The sequence below is a fragment of the Rossellomorea sp. DUT-2 genome, from assembly GCF_052665285.1.
The window spans coordinates 851,799-877,973 of the sequence record NZ_JBQPEO010000002.1; the positions used below are offsets into that span (position 1 = coordinate 851,799).

The window sequence follows — 26,175 nt, forward strand, 5'->3', positions numbered from 1 at the left end:
AATACCCCCTGAATGTTAGTTATTACTATGAGTCAGCCTTATATAACTTTCGCTTCATTGCGAAGAAGTGAAACAAGCTCTGATACTTGAGCATCCAATTCGCCTTCTAACACTTTACCTGCTTCCTTCTTCGGTGGAAGGTAGATTTCAATCGTTTTTGTCTTCGCTTCTACTTCATCTTCGTCTAAATCGATATCATCCAATTCCACTTCATCTAAAGGCTTTTTCTTCGCTTTCATGATTCCTGGAAGTGATGGATATCGTGGTTCGTTCAATCCTTGCTGTGCCGTTACCAGTAAAGGTAGGGATGTTTCAATTACTTCTGAATCCCCTTCTACGTCACGAGTGACTGTTACCGTTTCACCATCAATTTCTAATTTCGTTATCGTTGTTACATAAGGGATGTCAAGCTGTTCAGCCACACGTGGTCCAACTTGTCCAGATCCACCATCGATCGCAACATTACCTGCCAGGATTAAATCTACTTCCTGTTCTTTTAAATAGTGGGCAAGAATTTTGGCTGTAGTGAATTGATCACCATGATCAAGGTCATCCTCTGTGTTGATCAGGACTGCTTTATCTGCACCCATTGCCAGTGCTGTTCTCAGTTGCTTTTCACTTTCTTCTCCGCCAACTGTCACAACCGTCACTTCTCCACCATGTGCATCGCGAACTTGAATAGCTTCTTCCACTGCATATTCATCGTAAGGATTTATGATAAATTCAGCTCCATCTTCAGCAATTTGACCGTTTTGGATCGAAATTTTCTCCTCAGTATCAAACGTTCTTTTCAAAAGTACATAGATGTTCATGCGTAAGTCCCTCCTAATAATGTAAACATTCTTTCCCTTAAAAAGATTTTGACAATTTAACCCCTTTGAATGGGCAGCTTGAACGGAAACGTCCATTCAATACTGCCCCTCAATAAGAGTTTACTATATTACAAGAATGTATTCTAGCCTTTAAAGTGCGGTTCTCTCTTTTCAACAAACGCTGAAATACCCTCTTTGGCATCCGCCGATACAAAAATTTCACCGAAAAGATCCGATTCTCTCATTACACCTTCATAGAAACGATCATCTTTTGTATAACTTAACAGCTCAATGGCTGCTTTCATCGCCCCTGGGCTCTTCTTCGCTATCTTATCGGCCATTTCCTTTGCTTTATCGAAAAGCTGGTCCTCAGGATATGCTTTATTGGCAAGTCCCCACTGTACCGCTTCTGTTCCGCTGATAGGCTCACTCGTTAATAGCATTTCTGCCGCTTTTGCCCTGCCTACCAATTTCGGCAAGCGCTGGGAGCCGGCAAATCCAGGTACAAGGCCTAACTGAAGCTCCGGCAGACCGAGCTTTGCATTCTCGCTGACCAAACGGATGTGACATCCCATTGCAAGCTCCAAACCACCGCCTAGGGCTGCGCCATGGATGGCTGCAATGATCGGCTTTGAAAAGTTCTCCATCCGCTCAAAGACGTCCTGGCCTTTTTTCGCCAACTTAGAAAATTCTTCACCCGTTTCAATCGTTGTGAATTCTTTAATGTCAGCACCTGCAGAGAAGAAACGCCCCTCACCCTTCAGTAAGATCACCCGTACTTCAGCGTTTTCTTCAAGCTCATCCAGAACTGAATCGATTTCTTTAATAAGTCCACTGGCTAAAGCATTAGCAGGAGGTCTTTGGATTAGAACCGTTGCTACCTTTCCCTCTAATGACCATGATAAACTTTCCATCTCTCATCCCCCTAAACTAATTTAGTTCCTGCCGCCACACCCATGAAGTAATAGTTTGTGAATAGCAGGGACTTGAGCTACTAAGTCATATTTCTGTTCGTTCATCACCCACGTTGTCACCATTTCATCCAGAGTACCGAAGATCATTTGACGAGCCAGTCGGACATCCAGATCACTTGAAAATTCTCCGGATTCTATTCCGCTAATCAGAATTTTGTCGACTAATTGCAGATATCCTTTTAATACATCGTTGATCTTCAAGCGGATATCCTTATTGGATTGCCTGAGCTCCAGTTGGGTCACAATCGCAAGATGATGATCATCCGACAGAATTTTACAATGATTTTCAATCATCACTAATAATTTCTCTGAAACTGTCTGTTTTCCTGCTATAACTTCCTCAATTTTTTCAACAAAGAGTACCATTTTTTCTTTGAACAACGAAATCAGGATATCTTCTTTATTTTTAAAATAGAGATAAATCGTTCCATCAGCGACCCCGGCCTGCTTCGCAATCTTGGATACTTGTGCCTGATGGTAACCATTTTCTGCTATAACGATAACAGCAGCATCGATAATTTGCTTGTATTTAGGTTTATTTCGTTTCATGAGTTATTGACCTGCCTTAAGAAAATATGAATGACCGTTCATTCATATTTTTATAATAAAAGGTTTCTCTTTACTTGTCAAGAAAAGATGCCTTGTCCAATTTCACAGCAAAAAGAAAAAGCCCAATGGTATTCATTTAACTTGTTTTCTGTTCTTCTTCTGTCTTTTGGCGCTCTTCTTCTACAAGTGCTCTGCGTAATATTTTTCCTACTGCCGTTTTAGGAAGCTCTTTTCTAAACTCATAAATCCGGGGCACCTTATAGGCAGCCAGGTATTTACGGGCAAATTCGTTGAGTTCTTCCTCTGTCAGGACTTCTCCTTCTTTCAGGACCACATACGCCTTTACGGTTTCTCCTCTATATTCATCCGGAACGCCTGCAGCTACAACCTCTTGAATCGCAGGGTGTTCATAGAGGACCTCTTCGATTTCACGAGGGTAAATATTAAAGCCTCCCGCAATGATCATATCCTTTTTGCGATCCACAACATAGAAGTAACCTCTCTCATCCATATACCCCAAATCTCCGGTCAATAGCCAGCCATCCCTTAATGTTTGTTCGGTTTCCTCAGGGCGATTCCAGTATCCCTTCATCACTTGAGGACCTTTCACGACGATTTCACCCATTTCATTCGGCGGAAGCGGTTCTCCTGTTTCCAGTGAGAAGATGGCTGCATCCGTACTTGGCCAAGGAACTCCTACGCTTCCCTTGATCCTCTCTTTATCCCAAAGGAAATTGGAATGTGTGACAGGTGAAGATTCTGTCAATCCATAGCCTTCAACCAGTTTCCCGCCGGTGACGTCTTCAAATTGCTGCTGCACTTCAACAGGCAATGGGGCGCTTCCACTAAGGCATGAATCGATGGAGGATAAGTCATAATTCTTCAGTTCCGGATGATTCAGCAGGCCTATATAGATGGTAGGTGCACCAGGAAATAGGGTCGGTTTCTGCTTTTGAATGGTTTTCAAGGTTGTTTCAGGATCAAATTTAGGGAGTAAGATCATTTTATATCCCTGCATGACGGATAATATCATAACGGCTGTCATACCGTACACATGAAAGAATGGAAGGATTCCAAGGACACGCTCTTCTCCTTTTTTACATTTATAAAGCCACGCGTCACACATGGAAGCATTGGCGACAAGGTTCTTATGAGTAAGCATAACCCCTTTCGGGAAACCTGTCGTCCCGCCTGTGTATTGAAGAAGGGCCACATCGTTTTCAAAATCAAATGCATGATCGGTACTTTCTGGTTTGGCTGTTTTCATGATCTCCGTAAATAAATGATTCTGTCCTGAATGGTCCACTTTCACAACAATGCCGTATTGTTTCTTCTGGATGAATGGGTAGATGAGATTCTTGGGAAATGGAAGGTAGTCTTTGATAGCGGTTACAATAATATGCTCAAGTTCAGTATTCTTCATCACTTTCGTCACTCTTGGATATAAAATATCCAATGTCAGGATCACCTTGGCACCCGAGTCCTTCATTTGGTATTCAATTTCCCTCTCCATATAGAGTGGATTGGTTTGTACGACAATTCCACCTGCATAGAGAATGCCATAGTATGCGATGACGGATTGAGGAGTATTCGGCAGCATGATCGCCACCCGATCGTCTTTCTTAATTCCAAGCGTCTTCAGGTAATGAGCGAACTTGAGTGCGGATTCATGTAATTCTGTGTAGGTCAACTCCTTGCCCATAAATTGAATGGCTACTTTACTGCTATAAAGGGTAGCTGCCTCAGTTAAATAGGACTGTAGGGGCTTTTCAGTCAGATCGAGCTCCGTGGGAATCTCTGCTGGATATTCAGCAAACCATGGTTTGTTCATTGTAATCCCTCCCTTTGAATATTTAGAAAATTCCTTCTATTCACTATTATAATATAAGGGGACTTCAGTTACAATTTCAATTCAATCCACTCGATACTTTTTTCCTATTTCTTAGGCTTGACCTTCCTTACAGATGATTTTATCAAAGAAAAAAGACTGCCTATTCAACCATATGACAGTCTGCTCGTACATTATTATTATTTTAGCATTGTTTCAATATCCAAGCTCTTTATAATATTAATCTCGATATAAGTTCAACCATTTACGTAAAGAACAACATATAAATGATCCCTACGAGTAAAAAGCCCCCACATAGCGTGAGCAAAACCTTTGCCAACGTTTCCATATTCCCTCTCCTTACGATATTCCGGCTCCTATGACATAGGATAAACCAACTGAAATGACCAATGAAATGAAGCCGACTGCCCGATTGTCATTAGCGATTTCTTCATCAATTTTAAATTTGGGTGTGAGAAATTCATAAATGAAATAGCCGATCAGCAATAAAAAAAAGCCAAACACACCCCAGCCGATGGTTGTCAGGATGGTATCGTTATGGCTGATGGAATGGCGGAAAATATTCGCTATCCCGAATATTTTCCCTCCGGTTGCCATCGCCACGGCCAAGTTGCCTTTTTTTATTTCTTCCCAATTCTTATACTTGGTGACCAGTTCGAAGATAGCCAAGAACAGAACCAAACATAGTATGACCACGCTATAATTCCCAGCCGTTTGCACAAATTCATTTTCCCAAAAGTTCTTCATTATAAAGCTCCCTTTACCGGTTTATTTAAACCACTCTATTTATTGGAGCAGTCTAAAGGCTCTTATTTAAATTGAACGACTGTGACACCGGTTCCACCTTCACCTGCATCCCCGAAACGAATGTTTTTGACCGATCGGTGATTTTTCAAGTATTCCTGCACTCCTTGCCTTAAAGCTCCCGTTCCTTTCCCATGAATGATGGAAACGCGGGGATAACCGGCAAGCAGAGCATCATCGATGTATTTCTCCACTCTGGATAACGCATTTTCGAAACGCTCACCACGCAGATCCAGCTCAAGGCTGACGTGAAAATCCTTCCCTTTCACTGTGGCGAGTGGTTTCGTCTCTACCTTCTGTTGTGATTGAATGAATTCAAGATCTGATTCCTTCACCTTCATTTTCATGATGCCCATCTGTACTTGCCATTCTTTCGCAGACAATCGTTCGACCAAGTGGCCTTTTTGATCAAAGCTTATGACTTTGACTTCGTCCCCGGCTTTTAACTCATGCTTCGCCTGATTGACTTTTTTCTTTTGACCGGACGTTTTCAATTTCGGTGTAGCATCTTCCAATTGTTTCTTCGCATGGATCAGTTCATGTTCTTTGATTTGAGCTGATTTTTCATGCTGCATTTTCCGTAAATCTTTAATCACCTGTTCAGCTTCTGCCTTCGCCTTTTCTACGACTTCAGTGGCTTTTTGTTGAGCTTTTTCGTAAAGTGTATCCTTTTTCTCATAATACTCCATCATTTGCTTCTGCATATCTTTATGCATTTTCTCAGCTTGCCTTAAAAGTTCATGAGCTTCCTCAAGCTCCCGTTCCCCCTGACGTCTGCTGTCTTCGAGGGAGGCAATCATATTCTCCACTTCTTTACTATCCGTTCCGATATGGGACTTTGCTCTCTGAATGACTGAATCAGAAAGCCCTAAACGCTTCGAAATCTCAAATGCATTACTTCTTCCCGGGACCCCGAGCAAAAGCTTATAGGTAGGACTTAATGTTTCTACATTAAATTCCACACTTGCATTCACGACTCCTTCACGATTGTACCCATATGCTTTCAATTCAGGATAGTGAGTGGTCGCCACGACTCTTGCACCAGTTCCATGTACTTCATCCAAAATGGAAATGGCAAGGGCCGCACCTTCTTGAGGATCTGTACCGGCACCCAGTTCATCAAACAGCACTAAACTCTCATGATCTGCCTTTTTAAGGATGTCCACGATATTGACCATATGAGAAGAGAAGGTACTTAAGCTTTGTTCAATCGATTGCTCGTCGCCGATATCAGCATACACAGTGCGGAAGACGCCGACTTCTGATCCATCGAGAGCCGGGATCGGGAGACCGGCCTGTGCCATTAAACTCGTTAATCCCAATGTTTTCAGGGTAACGGTTTTCCCCCCGGTATTCGGACCGGTGATGACAATGGAAGAAAAGTCAGTCCCCAATTCGATATCATTCGCCACCGCTTCATCCATCGGCAAAAGAGGATGTCGGGCTTTGTTGAGCCTCACCCGACGTTCATTATTGATCGTCGGTTTAGACCCTTTTATGGATCGTCCGAATTTCGCTTTTGTGAACATGAAGTCAATATCCGACAGGACGCTGACAATCAAGAGCAGTTCTTCTCCTGATTCTTGTACACTTTCAGACAGCTCCTGGAGAATCTTTTCAATTTCAGCTTGCTCTTTTAATCGAAGCTCACGAAGTTGATTATTCAGTTGAACGATGGCTTCCGGTTCAATAAATAACGTTTGCCCCGATGACGACTGGTCATGAATGATCCCGCCATATTGACCCCTGTACTCCTGTTTAACCGGAATCACATATCGATCGTTCCGAATGGTAATGATCGCATCTGATAACATTTTTTGAGCATTGGAAGAGCGGATCATTCGTTCAAGTTTCTCCCGGATCCGTCCTTCATTGGCCCGGAGCTGAGTACGGATCGAGCGGAGTGCTTCACTGGCTGTATCAAGGATTTCTCCGTTATCGTCGACGACCTTCCTAATATCCTGCTCTAAATGAGGAAGGGGAATGACCGTGCCCATTTTCTCCTGCAACAGGGGTACGTCCACTTCTTCCTCCAATAATTCCTCTACAAAAAGCGTCAGCTTCCTGCTTGCCCGGATTGTACTCGCCACCTGAACGAATTCAGAAGGGGAAAGCATCCCGCCTATTTGAGCACGCTTGACGTGAGGACGTATATCGAAAATACCGCCTAATGGGGCATGCCCCTTCAACCTGAGGATGGTCATGGCTTCATCTGTTTCTTCGTGAAGAGCTGTAATTTCTTCATACTCAACGGATGGCATGAGAGAAGATACCTTTGCATGACCAAGAGCCGATGCAGCATATTGCTTTAATAATTCTTTGATTTTATCAAACTCTAACGTTTTTAATACTTTAGAATTCACGGAATGTATTCCACCTTTTATCAGTTTCGCTTAATAAATTCGATTAACTCTTTTTTATTCCATGTATTGATTACAGTATCTTTCTTGATCCAGCCTTTTCGGGCAGTTCCGATTCCGACTTTCATGAATTCCAGGTGATCGATACTGTGTGCATCTGTGTTGATGACGAGCTTTACATTCTGTTCCTGGGCTTTACGGATATTTTCTGCAGACAAGTCGAGCCGATTCGGATTTGCATTAAGCTCCAACGCCGTATCGGTTTCTTTCGCAAGCTGGATAAGAAGATCCATATCTACGTCATAGCCTTCTCTTCGACCAATGATCCTCCCTGTTGGATGAGCAATGATATCCACGTGGGCGCTCTTAAGGGCCGTTGTCAGCCTTTCCATGATCTTTTCTTGTGATTGTGAAAAACTCGAATGAATCGAGGCAATCACAAGGTCGACTTTTTCAAGAATGTCATCCTCATAGTCCAATGTACCGTCAGGGAGTATATCCATCTCGATTCCTGACAGGACTTCTATATCATCATACTTCTTATTGATTTCTTTAATTTCATCGATTTGCTTGAGTAATCGTTCTGTAGTCAGCCCGTTTGCCACACGTAAGTACTGGGAGTGATCTGTGATGGCCATATATTGATATCCTTTGGCACGGCAGGCCTCTACCATTTCTTCAATCGAAAATGCACCATCCGACCAGGTGGTGTGCATATGAAGATCCCCTTTTATATCTTCTAATGTGATGAGGGAATAATCCTTATGGAACCCTTCCACTTCTTTCCCATCTTCCCTCAGCTCTGGCGGGATCAGAGGCAGATCAAAATGGTGATAAAATTCTTCTTCGGATTTAAATGTCTGTATCTCACCGGTTTCACTATTCTCGACCCCATATTCACTGATCTTTTCCCCACGTTCTTTGGCCAGCTGGCGCATGCGGACATTATGATCCTTTGATCCGGTAAAATGATGAAGGGCCGTAGCAAACTCTTCAGGCTTCACGATTCGAAAATCAATGCTGACATCCCAATTATACGAAAGAGTCAGTGAAACTTTTGTATCTCCTGCAGCGATGGTTTCCACGATATTAGGCAGTTTCAACAGACCTTCCTTCACTTCTTGAGGATTCTCTGTTGCGAGGATGAAATCGATATCCTTGATGGTTTCTCTCATTCTCCTTAAGCTTCCCGCCCTTGAAAAGGTTTGGATGCTGTCCATGCCGAGAAGATAACCTTCCATTTCCTCAGCGATCCCATTCATAAATGCGATCGGCAGACGGTCGGGTCTCTTGCCAACCTGTTCGATGGATGCGAGGATCTTTTCTTCCGTCTTCTTACCGAAGCCTGCTAAACCTTGTACTTTATTTGCCTTACACGCTTCCTCCAGGTCTTCAATACCTTCTACCCCAAGTTCACTATAAAGCTTCGCAATTTTCTTTCCACCTAAACCAGGTAACTGAAGGAGGGGGATCAATCCCTTTGGAACTTCTTCCTTTAACTCTTCAAGGACAGAAGAAGTACCTTCGTTTATGTATTCCACGATAACTCCCGCCGTCCCTTTGCCGATGCCGCTCAGCTTCGTGAAGTCACTGATTTCCTGTAAGCTTCGGTCATCATTCTCAAGTGCTGCCGCCGCTTTTCGATAGGCGGATATTTTAAAAGAGTTTTCGCCTTTCAATTCCATATATATCGCAATGTTTTCTAATAATTTTATAATATCTTTTTTATTCAAGAGATTCACCCACTATCTTAGAATTAACGATCAGGATCCTTTAAGATTCCAAGTCCCTTGCAAAAGCAAAACGACTCCATCTATATAGTAGCAAAATTGATATAAAAAGAAAAAAGACTGACTTATAAGATGAACAAATTCGCTAAGGCATCCCTAACGAATTTGAATTGCATACTTATAGTCAGCCCCTTCTTTTAGGCTACATATTCAATCCACCAAGATTTCACCATATCAGAGAAAACAGGAGTATGTTTAACCATCGCTTGCGCAATAAATGAGTTATTAATGAATGTTTGAACCGACTCGATCGGCAATAATACGGCGATAAATAATAGAATGAAGATCATTAAGTATGCTTCGATAAAACCTAATATCCCTCCGCCAAGAACATTCAACTGCTTTAATAGTGGAAGATGTGCGACAAAATCGAGCATCGATCCAATGATTTGCAGGATGATCCGGACTGCGAAGAAAATCATGGCAAATGCGATTACACGATAATAAGCCTGATCTAAATTGGTCGATTCAAAAATCATATTCAATGTGGACTGCTCGTCCAATACAGGATAAGGAATCCATAATGTTAACTTCGGTGCAAGCTGATCATAATATATGTATGCTACAATAAAAGAAACGATAAATCCAAATATGTGGACCAATTGCAATATGAATCCACGTTTTAAACCTATTAAAAATCCTATCACCAGGATGATCAACAAAGCTAAATCCAGCATCTTTTTTTCAATCCTTTAAACGTTTGATTTCTCGTTCCAGCTCTTCAAACTTTTCTTGTAGTTTGAGATAATCATTTACGGCATTCACCGCTGTCAGAACGGCGAGCCTGCTTGTGTCGAGAGATGGATTCATGGAGTTTATTTCTCTCATTTTGTCATCCACTTTAGAACAAACAAATCGGATTTGACTAGTTGATTCAGTCCCAACAATCGTATATGGTTGACCATATATGTCTACAGTGGTGCGATTTTTTTGTTGTTCAGACAACCTGAAAGCCCCCCATTCATAAGAATCCTAAACATTATCATACCACGAAATCTTTTGATTTTGGAAGGAATTTGTCATATTAGCTCACATTTTTTATTATAAACATGAATTTTGTCATAAGGAGAGAGAAACTTGGCTAATACCGTCATTCAAGCAAACAAAGAAACCATTGAGAAAATGAAAGGTCACTACCAAAACGTACTAACGGAGAAACTGCCACCGGGAGCCGTTTTTGTAGCAAAGCCATCCGGCTGTACGATCACTGCCTATAAATCCGGGAAAGTATTGTTTCAGGGATCTAACGGAGAAGGAGAATCAAGTCAGTGGGGCAGCAGTGAACCTCCAAAGGTAAAATCACCTTCCAAAGGAACGACGACACTGCCTGAAAACTTCGCCGACTGGTCTGTCATCGGATCAGATGAAGTGGGCACAGGCGACTTTTTCGGACCGATCACGGTGGTAAGTGCGTTCGTGAAAAGAGAGCATCTTCCACTTATGAAGGAACTCGGAGTAAAAGATTCTAAAAATTTATCCGATCCCCAAATCATCAAAATTGCCCGGGATTTAATTACCGCCATTCCGTATTCATTACTCATCCTGCATAATCCTAAATACAATGCGATGCAGGCAAAAGGAATGACCCAGGGGAAGATGAAGGCTCTCCTGCACAATCAGGCGATCCTGAATCTGTTGGAAAAAATGGACCCTGAACTACCTGAAGGAATATTGATCGATCAGTTTGTTGAAAAGAATACATACTACAAGCATATTTCTTCACAAAAGAAAATCCAACGGGATCGCGTGTATTTCAGCACAAAAGGTGAAAGCATCCATCTTGCTGTAGCCGCTGCCTCGATCATCGCACGTTTCGCCTTCTTAAAGGAAATGGACAAATTGAGTGAGAAAGCTGGTGTCGAAATACCCAAAGGTGCCGGAAAACATGTAGACGTTGCCGCAGCAAAAATCATTAAACGAAAAGGAATTGAAGAATTAAAATCTATGACAAAATGGCACTTTGCGAATAGTGAGAAGGCGATGAAGTTAGCCGGGAAATAAGTAAAATCCCCATCGGTTATTCCGGTGGGGATTTCTGTTTGGATGGTCGTGTTATCTTGGATTCAGCCGTTGAATTATGAACGATAATTAACTGCTGAATTTACTGCAGTATTCACCTGTTAAAATTTACTCAATATTCTCCTGCTGAATTCACTGCAGTATTCACCTGTTAAAATCCGCTCATTTTTCAACAGGCAAAACCCTCTTCAAACAGCAAAAAGGTGCCAGACCATTGTCTGACACCTTCCAATTGAGTGTATTACCCTCTCAACTCTGCTCCAGCTTTTTCCTTCACTGTTTGCAGTACGTTATCATGTACTTTGACCACTTCTTCATCAGTCAATGTCTTAGCAGGATCGAAGTATTTTAACGAGAACGCAAGGGATTTCTTGCCTGCTTCCATATGTTCCCCTTCATAAAGATCGAAGACTGATACTTCTTTCAGGAGCTTGCCTCCTGCGTCTTTAATGATGGATTCCAATTCTCCCGCTTTCACCTCTGTATCTACTACCAGGGCGATATCCCTTGTGATCGATGGATGGCGCGGGATTGGCGTGTAGCTTAATGCCGGCTTTTCGTAATGGAAGATAGGTGAAGCCTTCAGTTCGAACACATAGGTTTCGTTTAGGTCCAACTCTTTTTCCGCTTCCGGATGAATCGCTCCTACAAAACCGATGACTTCATTGTCCAATAGGATTTCAGCCGTTCGTCCCGGGTGCATGCCCTCTACCGCTGATTGGCGGTAAGAAATGGCTTCAGATACGCCGATTTCTTCGAACAGCCCTTCAAGGATACCCTTCGCTACGTAGAAGTCAGCAGGCTTCTTTTCTCCCTGCCAAGGATGCAGATGCCAAAGGCCCGTCATCGCCCCTGCAATATGCTCCTCTTCTTTAGGCAGCTCTTCTCCTGGTTCCTGTAAGAAAACGGATCCCACTTCATAAAAGGCAAGTGAATCATTTTGGCGTGCTTTATTGTACGTAAGCACTTCAAGAAGCTGTGGAATGATGCTTAAGCGGAGATTGCTTCGCTCTTCACTCATAGGCATCAGTAAGCGGACAGGCTCTCTTACGTCCAGTGCATATTGTGTTGCTTTCTTATCATTCGTTAGAGAATACGTAATCCCTTGCAGGAGTCCTGCTCCCTCTAAATAACGGCGGACCGTACGGCGTTTCAACTGATGATTTGAAAGTCCGCCAGGTGTTGATTCTCCCTTAGGCAGTGTCAGCGGAAGGTTGTCATAACCGAAAAGACGTGCCACTTCTTCAAGTAAATCTTCAGGGATTGTAATATCCCCTCTTCTTGTTGGAGCTGTTACAATAAACGTTTCTCCATTGACTTCTACGTCAAATTGAAGTCGGCGGAAGATATCTGCAACTGTATCAGCTGAGATGGACGTTCCCAGTGAAGAATTGATTTTTTCTAACGTAATCTCTACCTTCACAGGTTCCGCTTCAAGTTCGTTAAATAAAACCGTGCCTTCCAGCACTTTCCCCTGTGCATATTCAGCCATCAGTTGGGCAGCTCTCTCCCCTGCTTTCAGGACACGATCAGGATCGACACCCTTTTCATATCGTGTGCTCGCTTCACTGCGCAGTCCGTGATCTTTTGAAGCTCCTCTGACAATCGCACCAGTGAAATAAGCTGCCTCAAGAAGGACCGTCGTTGTATCATTTTGAACCTCGGAATTCGCTCCACCCATCACTCCTGCAAGAGCGACCGGCTCGGTACCATTCGTAATGACAAGCTGGCTGCTTGATAGGGTTCTTTCTGCATCATCAAGTGTGACGAATGTCTCCCCATCAGTCGCACGACGGACAAGGATCTCCTTCGAGCCAAGACGGTCGTAATCAAACGCGTGAAGAGGCTGACCATATTCCAATAACACATAGTTTGTAATATCGACTACGTTATTATGTGGTCGGATCCCGGCTGAGATCAACGCATTTTGCATCCATAATGGAGATGGACCGATTTTCACATCTTTGATGATTTTGGCACCGTATAGAGGATTATCTTCTTTCGCCTCCACTTTTACCATTACATAATCCGACGCCTTTTCGCTGCCTGCAGATAAATCTGTTTGAGGAAGCTTCACTTCACGATCCAAGATGGCGGCTACTTCATACGCCACTCCCAGCATGCTTAAGCAATCAGAACGATTGGGCGTTAAGCCCAATTCCAGAATCGCATCATCAAGATTCAATAATTCAACTGCATCTCTGCCTACTTCAGCATCATCCGAGAACACATAAATTCCCTCTGCATGTTCTTTTGGTACTAGCTTTCCTTCTACTCCAAGCTCTTGAAGGGAACAGATCATCCCGTGAGATGCTTCACCACGAAGCTTGGCTTTCTTGATTTTGAAGTTACCCGGCAGGACCGCTCCAACCTTTGCGACAGCCACTTTTTGACCCTTGGCAACATTGGGTGCTCCGCAAATGATTTGAACAGGTTCTTCTTCTCCTACATCCACTAAGCATTTATTTAGTTTATCCGCATCGGGATGTGGCTCACATTGTAATACATGACCGACGACCACATTTTTGATTTCTTCCCCGATTCGTTCAACACCTTCAACTTCAATCCCGCTTCTTGTAATCTTCTCTGCTAACTCTTCAGGTGTGACACCAGACAAGTCTACATAATTTTCTAACCATTTATATGAAACAAACATGTGTTAGTACCTCCTACCAATTTTCTTTTACTCTTGAGTTCCGAACTGAGTGACAAAGCGCGTGTCGTTTGTGTAGAAATGACGGATATCATCGATTCCGTATTTCAGCATAGCAATACGTTCAGGTCCCATTCCGAATGCGAAGCCTGTGTATTTCTTGGAATCGAATCCTGCCATTTCGAGTACGTTCGGGTGAACCATCCCAGCTCCAAGAATTTCGATCCAGCCCGTTCCTTTACACACACGACAGCCTTTTCCACCACAGATTTTACATGAGATATCCATTTCGACTGATGGCTCTGTGAATGGGAAGAAGCTTGGACGCAAGCGGATTTCACGATCTTCACCGAACATTTTCTTGGCAAACACATTAAGCGTTCCTTTCAGGTCACTCATGCGGATGTCTTCATCAATAACGAGTCCCTCGATTTGAGTGAATTGATGAGAGTGTGTTGCGTCATCTGTATCACGACGATACACTTTCCCTGGACAAATAATTTTAATTGGTCCTTTGCCTTTGGCCAGTTCCATCGTTCTTGCCTGCACCGGAGAAGTATGAGTACGCAGAAGGGTTTCTTCCGTAATATAGAAGGAATCCTGCATATCACGTGCCGGGTGTCCCTTGGGAAGGTTCAGTGCTTCAAAATTATAATAATCCTTTTCCACTTCCGGTCCTTCAGCAACGGTATAGCCCATTCCGATAAATAAATCTTCAATTTCTTCCACAATCATCGTAAGCGGATGGTGATTCCCTTTTTTCACAGGGCGCCCCGGTAACGTAACATCGATGGTTTCAGATTGAAGCTTCTTTTCGACTGCTGCTTTTTCAAGTATGGCCTGCTTCGCTTCAAGTGTTTCTGTAATGGCTCCACGAACTTCATTCGCAAGGGCCCCCATTTTAGGACGCTCTTCCGCTGAAAGTTTCCCCATTCCTTTTAAAGCTTCGGTTACGGGTCCTTTTTTACCCAGATAAGCTACACGGATATTATTCAGTTCTTTTAAATCCTGTGCTTCGTTCACTTTTTCGATTGCTTCTTGTTGAAGGGATCGTAATTTGTCCTCCATTTATACTTCCTCCTTTAATGTATATCGTCCGAATGATCGTACTGGATTGGTTTAAAAACAAACAAAAAAACCCCATCCCAAAAAGGGACGAGGTTTATATCGCGGTACCACCCTTATAAGCATATCCACGAGGGACATACTCACTTCATTCGGATAACGGCTTTGCCGGAGCATCTTTACATTCATCAACTGAATGGTCCCGATGCCAACTCGAGAGGTGAAATCTTCACATCATGCTATCTTGAGAATGCTTTCAGTCCAGGGCATTCTCTCCCTTAAAGAAGGTCATGTGCTACTTTCCTCTTTCAACGTTTTTAAGTTATATGTGCATTATTATAGTGAATTTCCAGGCGAATTTCAAACCTTTTCAAGAAATTCACTGCCCATTTTTAAAATAGTATAATAAAACCCCCGCAGCGATCGCTACATTTAACGATTCGCTTTTCCCATAGATCGGAATATATAGATTCTGATCGGTTTCAGTCAGGAGGTCTTTCGACATACCATTTCCTTCGTTACCTACTATAAGAGCATAGGAAGATTGGGGATTGATCGTTGTATATTCAACACCGTTTTCAAGTGCTGTTCCGTATACAGGGATGTCCCGTTCTTTCAATTTTGAAATGGTTTCATGAAGATCCCTTCTGATAATCGGAATATGAAAGTGACCTCCTTGTGCAGAACGTAATACCTTTGGGTTATAAGGGTCAACCGTTCCTTTGCCTAACACAACCATATCAATACCCGCTGCCTCAGCCGTGCGAATGATCGTCCCGATATTCCCGGGATCCTGAAGGCCATCCAAGAGCATGAATGTTGCCGCTTTATCAATGTCATGTTCATCTTCTTTTTGCTTACAAACGGCGAAAACTCCTTGCGACGTCTCGGTATCGGACAAGGCTTTACCGACTTCTTCTGATACCATCGTCATGGAAACGGAGTCTACGGTCCATTTTTGCGGGAGATCGGTCCCTTCCACCACTATAAGCTCAAGGATCGTATCTTCTTTCTTTAATGCTTCTTCCACCAGGTGAAAACCTTCAACTATGTATGTACGGGTAAGATCCCGTTCTTTTTTGGTTAATAATTTTTTCCACTGCTTCACAACAGGATTTTTTGAGGATTGAATATACTTCAATCGTATCCGCTCCTTTAGATTACTATTCAGGGTCTCATTATACCTTAACTTTCCTACATAATAAATTCAATTTGAGACAAGATAACAATGAATTCCTCAACTATCGAAAAAGGAGAAATGTGTAATGAATCTTAACTTACGAAAAGCGATCATACACAACGTATCTGGCAACAACCAGGACGAACTAAGAGACACCATCGTTGACGCAATCCAGGGAGGAGAAGAAAAAACCCTTCCAGGTCTCGGTGTACTCCTTGAAGTCTTCTGGCAAAACGCAGATCCACAGGAACAAAAAATGGTCCTTGAAACATTAGAGGAATCATTGCAACAGCAACAAACACAGTAAGAACATGGGTAACCCAATATGGGTTGCCCTTGTTTATTTGTCTATACCTTCCATATTAAAATTCCCCCTGTTTTGGTTTTACTGCATCTCCTTCAGTGGTAAGAAAAATACATAAGGTAACGGAAGGGGGAACGAATGTATGAGTAAGAAGAAAAGCGCATTAGTGATCATCGACATGATTAACACTTTTGATTTCCAAGGTGGAGAGGATTTATACGAAAACACTTTGAAGATTGTAGATAATATCGGCGAAATGAAGAGAAAAGCGAAGGAATCCGGCATTCCGGTCATTTATGTGAATGATAACTACGGTCTCTGGCAGGACAATATGAATGACATCATCGAGCATTGCAAAAAGAAAAAAGGTGAAACTGTAATCGAAAGACTCCACCCTGATACAGATGACTATTTTATCATCAAACCGAAGCACTCGTGCTTTTTCGGGACTCAACTTGATATCCTGCTTCACCAGCTGGATGTAAAACACCTGATACTAACAGGAATCGCAGGGGATATCTGTGTACTCTACACCGCCAATGATGCCTACATGAGAGAGTACGATATCTCGATACCGAAGGATTGCATGGCTTCAGAGACAGACGAGGACAATGAAAGTGCCATTCGCATTATTAAAAAAACGATCGGTGCCGACATGGCCCTATCTGATCAAATGACTTTATAATGATTTCTTCCCAAAGCTGTTTCTAAATTCTTTTGCTATATTTGACTCCGATTCAGAGCATGAATGAGAAAGATTTGGTTTGTGTTTTTTATGGCATGATGCTTTTTTACTCTATTTTTTGATAATCCTGTTTTCAAATTGAAATCTGATCCATTTATTCGATTTTCAAGTTAGAATAATCGTTTGACGGGCTAAATGAGATGATTTGATGGCCCACTTTTTAAAAAATCCATACTCTCTACCAATTTATGAACCGGTTTTCGTCACTTATGAACCGGTTTCTGGATATATGAACATGAAATTTAAGATATGAACCTGAATTCTGAGTTATGAACCACTTTTTCCAATTTATGATCCTTTTGTCGAATAACATTGGAATAATGAGGAACGAATCTCATCTCAATCATAAACTAGTATGAAAAAACGCCTTTGACTCAAAAAGAATCAAAGGCGTTTTTTTCAGTGCTCTCTAAAAATCAATCAAATGTAATCTTCGCCACTGTATCTTTATCTAACTTCTTGATCACTTCTGTAATCAGTTTAACCGCATTCTCATAATCATCTCGATGCAACATCGCAGCATGGGAATGGATATAGCGGGTCGCAATGGTGATCGATAAAGCAGGAACTCCGTTTGCCGTTAAATGAATCGCACCGGAATCCGTTCCACCACCGGCAATGGCATCAAATTGATACGGAATGTTATGCTCATCCGCTGTATCAGTTACAAAGTCACGAAGCCCTTTGTGAGAAATCATGGATGCATCATACAGGATGATTTGCGGGCCTTCACCCATTTTACTTGAGGCTTCCTTGTCAGAAACGCCAGGTGTATCTCCTGCAATTCCAACATCTACACCAAAGGCAATGTCAGGCTGGATCTTGGCTGCTGACGTTCTCGCTCCACGCAGGCCAACTTCTTCCTGCACTGTTCCTACACCATACACCACGTTTGGATGTTCTTGACCTTTCAAGTTTTTCAGTACATCAATGGCAATCGCACAGCCGATGCGGTTATCCCATGCTTTCGCAAGAAGCATTTTCTCATTGTTCATCACCGTGAATTCGAAATGAGGGACAACCATATCCCCTGGCTTCACTCCCCACTCCTGTACTTCTTCGCGGCTTGAAGCTCCGATATCAATAAACATATCTTTAATATCAACCGGCTTTTTACGTGCTTCCGGAGGCAGGATATGCGGTGGTTTGGAACCGATTACTCCCGTTACTTCTCCTTTATTCGTCACGATCGTCACTCGTTGGGCAAGCATGACCTGTGACCACCAGCCTCCTACTGTTTGAAAACGAAGGAATCCTTTGCTGTCGATTTGAGTGATCATGAAGCCGACTTCATCAAGATGCCCGGCCACCATGATCTTGGGTCCGTTCTCATCGCCGACTTTTTTAGCAATTAAGCTTCCCAGATTATCTGTTGTGATTTCATCTGCAAATGGTTCTATGTATCGCTTCATTACGTTTCGTACTTCTCTTTCATTACCCGGTACACCTTTTGCATCGGTTAAATCCTTGAGCATAGTCAATGTTTCGTCTAATTTTGTCACTGTTTCGACCCCCTAAATGTTTATACACACTCATTATACTAAAATCTGTCCGATTCATCAAAATTTCCTGAATCTTCTTAAACTACCGCTGGTGCACCGGATTAATATCCTTCTTTTTGACGATTATAATTCACTTCATTCTTCTTTACATAAGCGTCAAACACCTCTTCATGAGAGAACCCTAACAGCTCACCCAAATAGACATAATGCCTGAACAATTGTTGAAAATGCTCAACCGAACGCTCCTCAGCAAAGTGATTGGCCGACTTGAATACTTCCAGGAATTGTTTCGTTACATCTTCATTTGCGTAATTGGTTTCCCCTAAATCAAATTGCTGAATACCGATTTCAAGTCCCAGTGAGAGAATAAAATGAATTCCATCCACAAATTCTTCAAGGATCACTTCCTTCGATGAAGAGGATTTCTTACTCCAGAACTTAAAGCTTCTCGTTTCGTTTGCCAGTTCCCCTACCTCAACAAGGAGGGCAAGGATCTTCTTTTCAATTAAATCTGCGTTTTGCAAACCATGTTCTTCTTCAATATGCTGATCCAGCTTCTCCTGCATGTCCAATAACTTTTCAATATTCATGACGTTTTCTCCCCTCGTGATGCCCATTTTTCTGATGTTCTCTCTTAGTATGACAAATTTTCAAAGAAATTTTAAATAAAATGAAACCTTTTTCTGTTTTTATCGTAAATAATAGGAGAAGACTTATGCCTAGGGAGGTAATGGTAATGCTTTGGCTTATTCGGTTAGTGATTTTTTTCCTTATTCTTTATCTTTTATACCGCAGTGTGAAATACATTATAGACCCAAAGCGAAAACTGGAACTTGCCCAGGAGCAGAAACGTTTTTACTTTCTCGATGATCAGGAAAATGTACGTAAGAATTTTCACGTAACGTATAAAGGAGTGCTTTTCGAAGGAGAAAAATATTTAGGAGCAACTGAAAAATCCTTTGAGGTGGTCTCCATCTTTGTTTGGTCAAAAAACATCTCTTCTTTAAAGGGACTGACTCAAGAAGATTTTCAATATCTGCAGAATGAAATTAAAGAAAGATACCCTAATGCAAAGCTGGATTGGAAAAGCCCGATCCACGAATTCCTTCAAAAAAAGCAATAAAAAAATGGCTAGTACTTCTAGCCATTTTTTATTTACCCGGAAAAAACTCTCTCCATTCAATCACTTTTACCTTTTCTCTTAGAAGGTAAAATAGGACGATCAGTGCCAGAAAAATCATGACGAGAATAGGAGGGGAAAATTGTTTGATGTATTGACCGAAAACCGTGTAAAAAAACGCCAGGGGAATATTAGAAATAACAGAGGCCCGGATGAAAGGTTTAAGCTTTTTCTTCCGTTCAAGTAAACACAGGTTCAACAGCTGATAATGAACAAAAGGAATTAACCGCAGAATGGCAATTTGACCGGTTGTGAGGGTAGCATTTCTTCCAAACCATTTTTCCTTCAATCTCAGGAGCTTTTCATAGAAAGATGTAAAGCTCTTTATCACAAAATAAAAAGTAATAGATAAGAGCGTTAATCCGATTAATGAATACAGAGTGCCGAATATACTTCCGAACAGCACTCCTCCCGCCATACATACAAGGGCTACCGGGATGAACAAAAATTGCCTAAGGATATGAAACAAGATAAACAGAACAGGAGCCAAATACCCACTAGCTTCCATGAGGGCGAATGCAGCAACTAACCGTTCGTCCATGGCTAAGGTGACCTCCTCTGCTTTTCTAAGCTGTTATAGCCACTCTCTATATAGTATGTAAAGGAGACGGGTTAAAGAATGAAAACTTCACTTTCTACAACTTAGTATTCAGCCAGATAAAAAGCAGACTATGAAGCATGACAAGAAGCGGAAAACCGAAAGCAAATACTTTATGTTTCGTTTTATGCCTGTATACCTTCATCCCCATATAGGCGCCGATGCTGCCCCCGAGGATCGCCACCTGCCACAAAGTACTCTCCCTGATGCGATATTCATTTCGCTTGGCCTTGCTTTTATCCTTGCCCATGATGATAAAGCCGATGATATTGATGACAATGGCATAGAGATATAAGATACCTGTTAACGTACCCATGATTTCTACCTGCTTTCTGAATTGATTGATATAAGAAGGTTCTTCTCGTAAAGTTTGTAACTTTCTTAAAGAAGAAAGTAGTAGTTGATTTCCGCTACAGGATGCTCGCTTTCCGCGGGGCTGGCGGTGAGCCTCCTCGGCAAGCCTCCGGGGTCTCACCTGTCCAGCTATTCCCGCAGGAGTCGAGCACCTTCCGCTCCAATCAACTTTCTAAGCATGTATCTTTAATAGAAATAAATAAAATCAAAAGCTTTTAGTAAACAATTTGTTTTGAATAGAAGTAATGTCCTATTGAAGAAAGAATTCTGTCTTCGAATAAGTTTGTCATTTAACACCTTGTAGCTCTGTCACGAAAAAACTTTTAAATATGGTGAGGGGAACTGCGTAGACTCCTGCGGAAGTACGGGCGTGCCGAGACCCCGGAAGCGAAGCTGAGGAGGCTCGGCCGAACGTCCGCGGAAAGCGGAGCGGTTCCCCTCACCATCTAGCACACACTAATTGACAGAGCCTATGCAGACCCTGTGAAATATAATAACAAGCTTTGCAAATAAAGCCTATAAGAAAGGACCGGCCAGAGGCCAGTCCTTTTTGACTGCTAATTTAGTCAGCAGTAATTATTTGTTAAGTTGAGCTTTAGCAGCATCTGCTAATTGGTTGAATGCTTTTTCGTCAGCAATCGCAAGCTCAGCAAGCATTTTACGGTTAACTTCGATACCAGCAAGCTTTAATCCGTGCATTAAACGGCTGTAAGAAAGACCGTTCATACGAGCAGCCGCATTGATACGTGTGATCCATAATTTACGGAAATCACGTTTCTTTTGGCGACGATCACGATAAGCATACATGTATGATTTCATGACTTGTTGATTTGCTACTTTGTATAAAGTATGTTTTGAACCGAAATAACCTTTGGCTAATTTAAGAACTTTTTTACGACGTCTGCGTGTTACTGTTCCGCCTTTTACGCGTGGCATAATAATTCCCTCCTGTTTCTATTACTTCTTATTTTAGGTTGTCAAGCATATGACGAATGCGTTTGAAATCTCCTTTAGAGACAACAGCCGCTTTACGTAGCTTACGCTTTGCTTTAGTAGATTTGTTTGCGAATAAGTGGCTTGTGTAAGCGTGTGAACGTTTAAGTTTACCAGAACCTGTTTTCTTGAAACGCTTAGCTGAGCCGCGGTGAGTTTTCATTTTTGGCATGTGCTTTTCCTCCTCGGGTCCTTTATTTTTCGTTAACTGGTGCAAGCACCAAGAACATACTGCGACCATCCATTTTCGGTTTTGATTCAACGGTTGCTACATCTTTACACTCATCACTGAAGCGATCCAGAACGCGTTGACCAATTTCTTTGTGCGTAATCGCACGACCTTTAAATCGGATTGACGCTTTAACTTTGTCTCCTTTTTCAAGGAACTTACGAGCGTTACGAAGCTTAGTGTTGAAATCATGCTCATCAATCGTCGGGCTTAAACGCACCTCTTTAAGATTGATGATCTTCTGATTCTTACGCGCTTCTTTGTCTTTCTTCTGTTGTTCAAACTTAAACTTACCGTAGTCCATGATACGAGCAACGGGTGGTTTTGCATTTGGAGCAACCAGAACAAGATCAAGATTTACACGTTCAGCGATTTCAAGAGCTTCATTCTTGGTTTTAATCCCAAGTTGCTCACCGTTTTGATCGATAAGACGTACTTCACGGGCACGAATCGTTTCGTTTAAAATCATGTCTTTGCTAATAATTAGCCACCTCCAAGGTTTATTAAAAGAATACACGGCTTTGGCCGACGCACTCGGACCTCTTCTGCATGCTTGAAGCATACAAAAAAGATGCGAGTGTCGAAACACCCGCACCTGATTATTAAGCATATATAATGGCTTTAATAGTCAATCACATACCTGTAAACAGCTGAACGCGTTATTCAGGTGAGAAGCGGGTAGCTTCTTCTTGTACCAAACTGTATTCAATTCACCTTAGATAATATATCACATGACAATACCGCTGTCAAATAATCATTTAATATCACAACGTATTTCATAATATCAGACATCTAAGGAGAGTGCAATAGTTTTTTGAAATTTATATGGGAGGGACGGACCTTGATGCAAGGTCCGTCCCTCTTTCTCTTCTTATCGCTTGGCTTCTTTTGTGATGTGGCCGATGAACTCGTCAAGGGAAATCGTTTCTGATTTTTGCTCTCCGTATTTACGGACGTTTACAGCCGTTTCCTTGATTTCATTATCCCCCACCACAAGCATGTAAGGTACTTTACTCATCTGCGCTTCACGGATCTTGTAACCGATCTTTTCATTACGGTCATCGATATCAACACGCAGCCCTTCAGACTGAAGCTTTTCTTTCACTTCTTTCGCATAGTCGAAGTGAACATCCGGAGAAACCGGGATCACCTGAACCTGCGTTGGAGCAAGCCAAGTTGGGAATGCTCCTTTGTATTCTTCGATCAGGAATGCCACGAAGCGTTCCATTGTAGATACGACACCACGGTGGATAACAACCGGGCGATGCTGCTTTCCGTCTTCCCCTACATATGTTAAGTCAAAGCGCTCTGGAAGTAAGAAGTCCAGCTGAACAGTGGATAACGTTTCTTCTTTCCCAAGGGCCGTTTTCACTTGAACGTCCAGTTTAGGGCCGTAGAATGCCGCTTCCCCTTCTGCTTCAAAGTACTCAACGTCCAGTTCATCCATGGCTTCCTTGATCATTCCTTGTGCACGGTTCCACATCTCATCATCATCAAAGTACTTCTCAGTATCTTCAGGGTCACGATAAGACAGACGGAAGGAATAGTCATTCAGATCAAAGTCTTTGTACACTTCCTGAACCAGGCGTACCACACGCTTGAATTCTTCCTTGATCTGATCAGGACGGACGAAGATATGGGCATCATTCAGAGTCATCCCACGAACACGTTGAAGTCCTGATAGTGCTCCTGACAATTCATAACGGTGCATCAGACCAAGCTCGGCGATCCGGATCGGAAGCTCACGATAGCTGTGAATGTCGTTTTTGTAAATCATCATATGATGAGGGCAGTTCATCGGGCGAAGGACAAGATCTTCATTATCCATCTCCATGACAGGGAACATATTCTCTTGGTAATGATCCCAGTGACCGCTTGTTTTGTATAGCTCAACGCTTCCCATGACAGGTGTGTACACGTGGTCATAGCCTAAACGCTCTTCTTTATCAACGATATAACGCTCGATGATGCGACGGATCGTGGCACCTTTAGGCAGCCACATCGGCAGGCCTTGTCCCACTTTTTGCGAGTTCATGAATAGATTCAATTCTTTACCGATTTTACGGTGATCACGCTCTTTCGCTTCTTCTAAAAGACGCAGATGCTCTTCCAGGTCTTCTTTCTTGAAGAAGGCTGTACCGTAAATGCGTTGAAGCATTTTATTATCACTATTTCCGCGCCAGTAAGCCCCAGCGATGCTTAACAGCTTGAACTCTTTAATTTTATTAGTGGATGGAATGTGGATTCCACGACATAAATCGAGGAATTCTCCTTGCTCGTAAATGGAGACTTGTTCTCCTTCAGGAATCGCCTCAAGTAATTCAAGCTTATACTCGTCACCAATTTCTTCATACATTTTCTGTGCTTCGTCGCGGCTTACTTCTTTACGGACCACTTCCAGGTTTTCTCCAGTGATCTTCTTCATTTCTTTCTCGATCAACGGAAGATCTTCAGGAGTGAACGTGTGCTCGGAATCAATATCATAATAGAATCCGCCTTCGATGACAGGTCCGATTCCAAGTTTGGTTTCAGGATATAGGCGTTTAATCGCCTGTGCCATTAAATGGGCTGTACTGTGACGAAGAATTTCCAGGGCATCTTCTCCTGGAGGTGTAACGATTTCAATCGCCCCATCCTCTTGAATCCCTGTACGTAAATCAATTAATACATTATTTATTTTACCAGCGAACGCCTTCTTCTTCAGTCCGGGACTGATGGACGCAGCAATCTCTTCTGTTGTTGTCCCTTTAGGAAACTCCTTGACATTTCCATCAGGGAACTGCATTTTCACTACTTCTGACATGTGATTTCACTCCTTAAGTAATCTCTATAAAGCATAAAAAACCCCGCCCCTTCACGCTTGAAGGGACGAGGTTAATAAGTAAACTCGTGGTTCCACCCAACTTCTCATTGTGTGCAAAATACAGACAATGACTTCATTGAAAACGAATAACGACATTTAGCCGTCAATCATTACTGTGAATCCGTCAAGATTCAGTTCATAATTGAAGTTCCGAGGTGGTAAATATCACTACCGAATTAGGAAGCTTGCAGCCAGGAGACTTCCCTCTCTGTGAATGGAATAGGAATATTGTTGTCCTCATCATAACCTTTATTTATTGACTTATTATGTAGGTATTATAATCGGTTATGTTTTGAAAAGCAAGAGCATTCCATAAAATAAGAAGCCTATTCATTCGCGATATCCCAGGAAGGATAGAGAAGTGTATCAGGGAAGTAACTCAACGGCAAAAGATCGATCCGTTCTTCAAATATATTCTGAAGCGTCCTGATTAATTGATGGTCCCCATTCCCGTACACGAGTATCTTCTCCGGTGCAAGGGATAATAACGGAGCTATGGTGAATGAATCAACGTATAACGGGTGATTCGTCAGAAGGCGTTTATCAATCGCCTTCGTCAATTCCTGCCGTGTCACCTCTTTCATGTCTTCATCAAAGAAACGATAGCCGTAACCCGTCGAGTACAGATGGATCGTCCGCATTTTCTGCTCCCTCGATGCCAGATACTCACGCAGCATATGGACAAACATTTGATATTCCTGCTCCATCTTATATTCATCAATAGCAAGATCCAGCATGAGGAGCAGTCTCTCCTGAAGCTTCTTCAGCCTGAACTTGCTGAAGGAGTCGAACGATATGGGGGCCTTCCCTTCCAACAAAAGCTCCAGACTGTCATGGACGTATTCGGCCTCGTTCCATTCACCGATCAGCTCCATCAATTCAGGTCGTTCACCCATCCTCATCTCTGATACGATTTCTAATATTTGATTGATTTCATCAACATCTTCATAGAAGTAATTTTCTTTCAGGGCTGATTCGGACCAGTCCATGCATTTATCATTTAAAACAAAGTGGGAGACCCCATTGAATAGTTTTTCTCTTTCCTTGAAGAAAGGGGAAACCTCTATCGTCAGATTATAGTGAGTTGTATGTTGAAAGAGAGTTTCATGGAACCATGATTGGATGAACTCTTTATTGAGGTGTGCTTGAAGCTTTAACGCATCATTTTTTTGCTTGAAAATAAATTCAATCAAACTTTCTCGCCTCCTTAAACCCAAATCCCTGATTTATATATATGGGAGGCTTGTATCATTTAGAAGTTGATGAGGGAATTAATTGTTTCTTTTTGAATCTATGTCGTTATGGACTCCATGAACCTGCATTAGTTTCCATGCACGATGAGTAATCCGGCC

Annotated in this window: 25 protein-coding genes and 3 other annotated features; of the genes, 4 read left to right on the top strand and 21 right to left on the bottom strand. The window is 42.3% G+C overall.

Features of this window, described 5'->3' with window-relative positions:
• Nucleotides 1-38: 38 nt before the first annotated feature.
• From ACOSV2_RS10090 to zapA, 9 genes are all read right to left on the bottom strand, one after another.
• Complete coding sequence (locus ACOSV2_RS10090; protein ID WP_226673301.1) at nucleotides 39-812, bottom strand: electron transfer flavoprotein subunit beta/FixA family protein; 774 nt, start codon at nucleotides 810-812, stop codon at nucleotides 39-41.
• A 143-nt stretch (nucleotides 813-955) separates the two neighbouring features.
• Nucleotides 956-1,726, bottom strand: coding sequence for an enoyl-CoA hydratase (locus ACOSV2_RS10095; protein ID WP_148969869.1), 771 nt, complete (start codon nucleotides 1,724-1,726; stop codon nucleotides 956-958).
• A 21-nt stretch (nucleotides 1,727-1,747) separates the two neighbouring features.
• Nucleotides 1,748-2,335: a TetR/AcrR family transcriptional regulator gene (locus ACOSV2_RS10100; RefSeq protein WP_113969555.1), complete on the bottom strand. Its 588-nt coding sequence runs from the start codon at nucleotides 2,333-2,335 to the stop codon at nucleotides 1,748-1,750.
• A gap of 136 nt (nucleotides 2,336-2,471) precedes the next feature.
• Nucleotides 2,472-4,166, bottom strand: coding sequence for a long-chain-fatty-acid--CoA ligase (locus ACOSV2_RS10105; protein WP_428974952.1), 1,695 nt, complete (start codon nucleotides 4,164-4,166; stop codon nucleotides 2,472-2,474).
• A 357-nt stretch (nucleotides 4,167-4,523) separates the two neighbouring features.
• Nucleotides 4,524-4,931, bottom strand: coding sequence for a DUF350 domain-containing protein (locus tag ACOSV2_RS10110; protein WP_148969871.1), 408 nt, complete (start codon nucleotides 4,929-4,931; stop codon nucleotides 4,524-4,526).
• A gap of 62 nt (nucleotides 4,932-4,993) precedes the next feature.
• Nucleotides 4,994-7,351: an endonuclease MutS2 gene (locus tag ACOSV2_RS10115; protein ID WP_428974953.1), complete on the bottom strand. Its 2,358-nt coding sequence runs from the start codon at nucleotides 7,349-7,351 to the stop codon at nucleotides 4,994-4,996.
• A 20-nt stretch (nucleotides 7,352-7,371) separates the two neighbouring features.
• A complete protein-coding gene (polX, locus tag ACOSV2_RS10120; protein ID WP_428974954.1) occupies nucleotides 7,372-9,081 on the bottom strand; it encodes a DNA polymerase/3'-5' exonuclease PolX in 1,710 nt (569 codons plus the stop codon).
• A 194-nt stretch (nucleotides 9,082-9,275) separates the two neighbouring features.
• Entirely contained in the window at nucleotides 9,276-9,815 is a 540-nt protein-coding gene (locus tag ACOSV2_RS10125) for a CvpA family protein (protein WP_113969560.1), read from the bottom strand.
• Nucleotides 9,816-9,822: 7 nt separating this feature from the next.
• A complete protein-coding gene (gene zapA / locus ACOSV2_RS10130; protein ID WP_113969561.1) occupies nucleotides 9,823-10,083 on the bottom strand; it encodes a cell division protein ZapA in 261 nt (86 codons plus the stop codon).
• A 132-nt stretch (nucleotides 10,084-10,215) separates the two neighbouring features.
• Between zapA and rnhC the strand changes: the two genes are divergently transcribed.
• Nucleotides 10,216-11,139, top strand: coding sequence for a ribonuclease HIII (gene rnhC / locus ACOSV2_RS10135; RefSeq protein ID WP_428974955.1), 924 nt, complete (start codon nucleotides 10,216-10,218; stop codon nucleotides 11,137-11,139).
• Nucleotides 11,140-11,398: 259 nt separating this feature from the next.
• On the opposite strand, the gene pheT is transcribed toward rnhC, so the two are convergent.
• From pheT to ACOSV2_RS10150, 3 genes are all read right to left on the bottom strand, one after another.
• Nucleotides 11,399-13,813: a phenylalanine--tRNA ligase subunit beta gene (gene pheT / locus ACOSV2_RS10140; protein WP_428974956.1), complete on the bottom strand. Its 2,415-nt coding sequence runs from the start codon at nucleotides 13,811-13,813 to the stop codon at nucleotides 11,399-11,401.
• 27 nt (nucleotides 13,814-13,840) lie between these two features.
• On the bottom strand, nucleotides 13,841-14,878 hold the full coding sequence (pheS, locus tag ACOSV2_RS10145) for a phenylalanine--tRNA ligase subunit alpha (protein WP_428974957.1): 1,038 nt from the start codon (nucleotides 14,876-14,878) through the stop codon (nucleotides 13,841-13,843).
• A gap of 80 nt (nucleotides 14,879-14,958) precedes the next feature.
• Nucleotides 14,959-15,196 (bottom strand) — a binding site (T-box leader).
• 58 nt (nucleotides 15,197-15,254) lie between these two features.
• Nucleotides 15,255-16,016, bottom strand: coding sequence for a TrmH family RNA methyltransferase (locus tag ACOSV2_RS10150; RefSeq protein ID WP_428974958.1), 762 nt, complete (start codon nucleotides 16,014-16,016; stop codon nucleotides 15,255-15,257).
• Nucleotides 16,017-16,140: 124 nt separating this feature from the next.
• On the opposite strand from ACOSV2_RS10150, the gene sspI reads away from it, so the two are divergent.
• A complete protein-coding gene (gene sspI / locus ACOSV2_RS10155; protein WP_113969566.1) occupies nucleotides 16,141-16,362 on the top strand; it encodes a small acid-soluble spore protein SspI in 222 nt (73 codons plus the stop codon).
• A 139-nt stretch (nucleotides 16,363-16,501) separates the two neighbouring features.
• Nucleotides 16,502-17,044 carry a cysteine hydrolase family protein gene (locus ACOSV2_RS10160; RefSeq protein WP_428974959.1) on the top strand — a complete coding sequence of 181 codons (543 nt, stop codon included), beginning with the start codon at nucleotides 16,502-16,504 and terminating at the stop codon, nucleotides 17,042-17,044.
• A gap of 476 nt (nucleotides 17,045-17,520) precedes the next feature.
• Here ACOSV2_RS10160 and ACOSV2_RS10165 read toward each other — a convergent pair whose 3' ends face one another.
• A complete protein-coding gene (locus tag ACOSV2_RS10165) occupies nucleotides 17,521-18,606 on the bottom strand; it encodes a M42 family metallopeptidase (RefSeq protein ID WP_397552010.1) in 1,086 nt (361 codons plus the stop codon).
• 101 nt (nucleotides 18,607-18,707) lie between these two features.
• Nucleotides 18,708-19,196: a dUTP diphosphatase gene (locus ACOSV2_RS10170; protein ID WP_428974960.1), complete on the bottom strand. Its 489-nt coding sequence runs from the start codon at nucleotides 19,194-19,196 to the stop codon at nucleotides 18,708-18,710.
• A gap of 146 nt (nucleotides 19,197-19,342) precedes the next feature.
• On the opposite strand from ACOSV2_RS10170, the gene ACOSV2_RS10175 reads away from it, so the two are divergent.
• Entirely contained in the window at nucleotides 19,343-19,729 is a 387-nt protein-coding gene (locus ACOSV2_RS10175) for a sigma-w pathway protein ysdB (RefSeq protein ID WP_148969883.1), read from the top strand.
• 28 nt (nucleotides 19,730-19,757) lie between these two features.
• On the opposite strand, the gene ACOSV2_RS10180 is transcribed toward ACOSV2_RS10175, so the two are convergent.
• The 7 genes from ACOSV2_RS10180 to ACOSV2_RS10210 form a co-directional block, all read right to left on the bottom strand.
• Nucleotides 19,758-20,327, bottom strand: a complete 570-nt coding sequence (locus ACOSV2_RS10180; RefSeq protein WP_324744780.1) for a TVP38/TMEM64 family protein — start codon at nucleotides 20,325-20,327, stop codon at nucleotides 19,758-19,760.
• A 94-nt stretch (nucleotides 20,328-20,421) separates the two neighbouring features.
• Nucleotides 20,422-20,700: a DUF1294 domain-containing protein gene (locus ACOSV2_RS10185; protein WP_428974961.1), complete on the bottom strand. Its 279-nt coding sequence runs from the start codon at nucleotides 20,698-20,700 to the stop codon at nucleotides 20,422-20,424.
• Between the two features lie 614 nt (nucleotides 20,701-21,314).
• On the bottom strand, nucleotides 21,315-21,674 hold the full coding sequence (gene rplT, locus ACOSV2_RS10190; RefSeq protein WP_113969573.1) for a 50S ribosomal protein L20: 360 nt from the start codon (nucleotides 21,672-21,674) through the stop codon (nucleotides 21,315-21,317).
• Between the two features lie 28 nt (nucleotides 21,675-21,702).
• The gene (gene rpmI / locus ACOSV2_RS10195; protein WP_032087387.1) at nucleotides 21,703-21,903 is read right to left on the bottom strand and encodes a 50S ribosomal protein L35; all 201 of its coding nucleotides are present in this window, start codon (nucleotides 21,901-21,903) and stop codon (nucleotides 21,703-21,705) included.
• A gap of 22 nt (nucleotides 21,904-21,925) precedes the next feature.
• The gene (gene infC, locus ACOSV2_RS10200) at nucleotides 21,926-22,522 is read right to left on the bottom strand and encodes a translation initiation factor IF-3 (RefSeq protein ID WP_428974962.1); all 597 of its coding nucleotides are present in this window, start codon (nucleotides 22,520-22,522) and stop codon (nucleotides 21,926-21,928) included.
• Nucleotides 22,520-22,657, bottom strand: a sequence feature (ribosomal protein L20 leader region). Its footprint overlaps the gene before it by 3 nt.
• A 174-nt stretch (nucleotides 22,658-22,831) precedes the next feature.
• A complete protein-coding gene (gene thrS, locus ACOSV2_RS10205) occupies nucleotides 22,832-24,763 on the bottom strand; it encodes a threonine--tRNA ligase (protein ID WP_428974963.1) in 1,932 nt (643 codons plus the stop codon).
• 58 nt (nucleotides 24,764-24,821) lie between these two features.
• Nucleotides 24,822-25,076, bottom strand: a binding site (T-box leader).
• 73 nt (nucleotides 25,077-25,149) lie between these two features.
• Nucleotides 25,150-26,016, bottom strand: coding sequence for a putative sporulation protein YtxC (locus tag ACOSV2_RS10210; protein ID WP_428974964.1), 867 nt, complete (start codon nucleotides 26,014-26,016; stop codon nucleotides 25,150-25,152).
• Nucleotides 26,017-26,175 lie beyond the last annotated feature (159 nt).

Excerpts from the sequence above, each read along its gene's own strand:
- rplT (WP_113969573.1), bottom strand. The coding sequence starts at position 21,674 with ATGCCACGCGTAAAAGGCGGAACAGTAACACGCAGACGTCGTAAAAAA.
- pheS (WP_428974957.1), bottom strand. The coding sequence starts at position 14,878 with ATGGAGGACAAATTACGATCCCTTCAACAAGAAGCAATCGAAAAAGTG.
- sspI (WP_113969566.1), top strand. The coding sequence starts at position 16,141 with ATGAATCTTAACTTACGAAAAGCGATCATACACAACGTATCTGGCAAC.
- rpmI (WP_032087387.1), bottom strand. The coding sequence starts at position 21,903 with ATGCCAAAAATGAAAACTCACCGCGGCTCAGCTAAGCGTTTCAAGAAA.
- ACOSV2_RS10105 (WP_428974952.1), bottom strand. The coding sequence starts at position 4,166 with ATGAACAAACCATGGTTTGCTGAATATCCAGCAGAGATTCCCACGGAG.
- ACOSV2_RS10095 (WP_148969869.1), bottom strand. The coding sequence starts at position 1,726 with ATGGAAAGTTTATCATGGTCATTAGAGGGAAAGGTAGCAACGGTTCTA.
- ACOSV2_RS10180 (WP_324744780.1), bottom strand. The coding sequence starts at position 20,327 with ATGGACGAACGGTTAGTTGCTGCATTCGCCCTCATGGAAGCTAGTGGG.
- ACOSV2_RS10160 (WP_428974959.1), top strand. The coding sequence starts at position 16,502 with ATGAGTAAGAAGAAAAGCGCATTAGTGATCATCGACATGATTAACACT.
- ACOSV2_RS10170 (WP_428974960.1), bottom strand. The coding sequence starts at position 19,196 with ATGAATATTGAAAAGTTATTGGACATGCAGGAGAAGCTGGATCAGCAT.
- ACOSV2_RS10090 (WP_226673301.1), bottom strand. The coding sequence starts at position 812 with ATGAACATCTATGTACTTTTGAAAAGAACGTTTGATACTGAGGAGAAA.
- ACOSV2_RS10110 (WP_148969871.1), bottom strand. The coding sequence starts at position 4,931 with ATGAAGAACTTTTGGGAAAATGAATTTGTGCAAACGGCTGGGAATTAT.
- thrS (WP_428974963.1), bottom strand. The coding sequence starts at position 24,763 with ATGTCAGAAGTAGTGAAAATGCAGTTCCCTGATGGAAATGTCAAGGAG.
- ACOSV2_RS10175 (WP_148969883.1), top strand. The coding sequence starts at position 19,343 with ATGCTTTGGCTTATTCGGTTAGTGATTTTTTTCCTTATTCTTTATCTT.
- ACOSV2_RS10185 (WP_428974961.1), bottom strand. The coding sequence starts at position 20,700 with ATGGGTACGTTAACAGGTATCTTATATCTCTATGCCATTGTCATCAAT.
- ACOSV2_RS10100 (WP_113969555.1), bottom strand. The coding sequence starts at position 2,335 with ATGAAACGAAATAAACCTAAATACAAGCAAATTATCGATGCTGCTGTT.
- ACOSV2_RS10125 (WP_113969560.1), bottom strand. The coding sequence starts at position 9,815 with ATGCTGGATTTAGCTTTGTTGATCATCCTGGTGATAGGATTTTTAATA.
- infC (WP_428974962.1), bottom strand. The coding sequence starts at position 22,522 with ATGCTTCAAGCATGCAGAAGAGGTCCGAGTGCGTCGGCCAAAGCCGTG.
- pheT (WP_428974956.1), bottom strand. The coding sequence starts at position 13,813 with ATGTTTGTTTCATATAAATGGTTAGAAAATTATGTAGACTTGTCTGGT.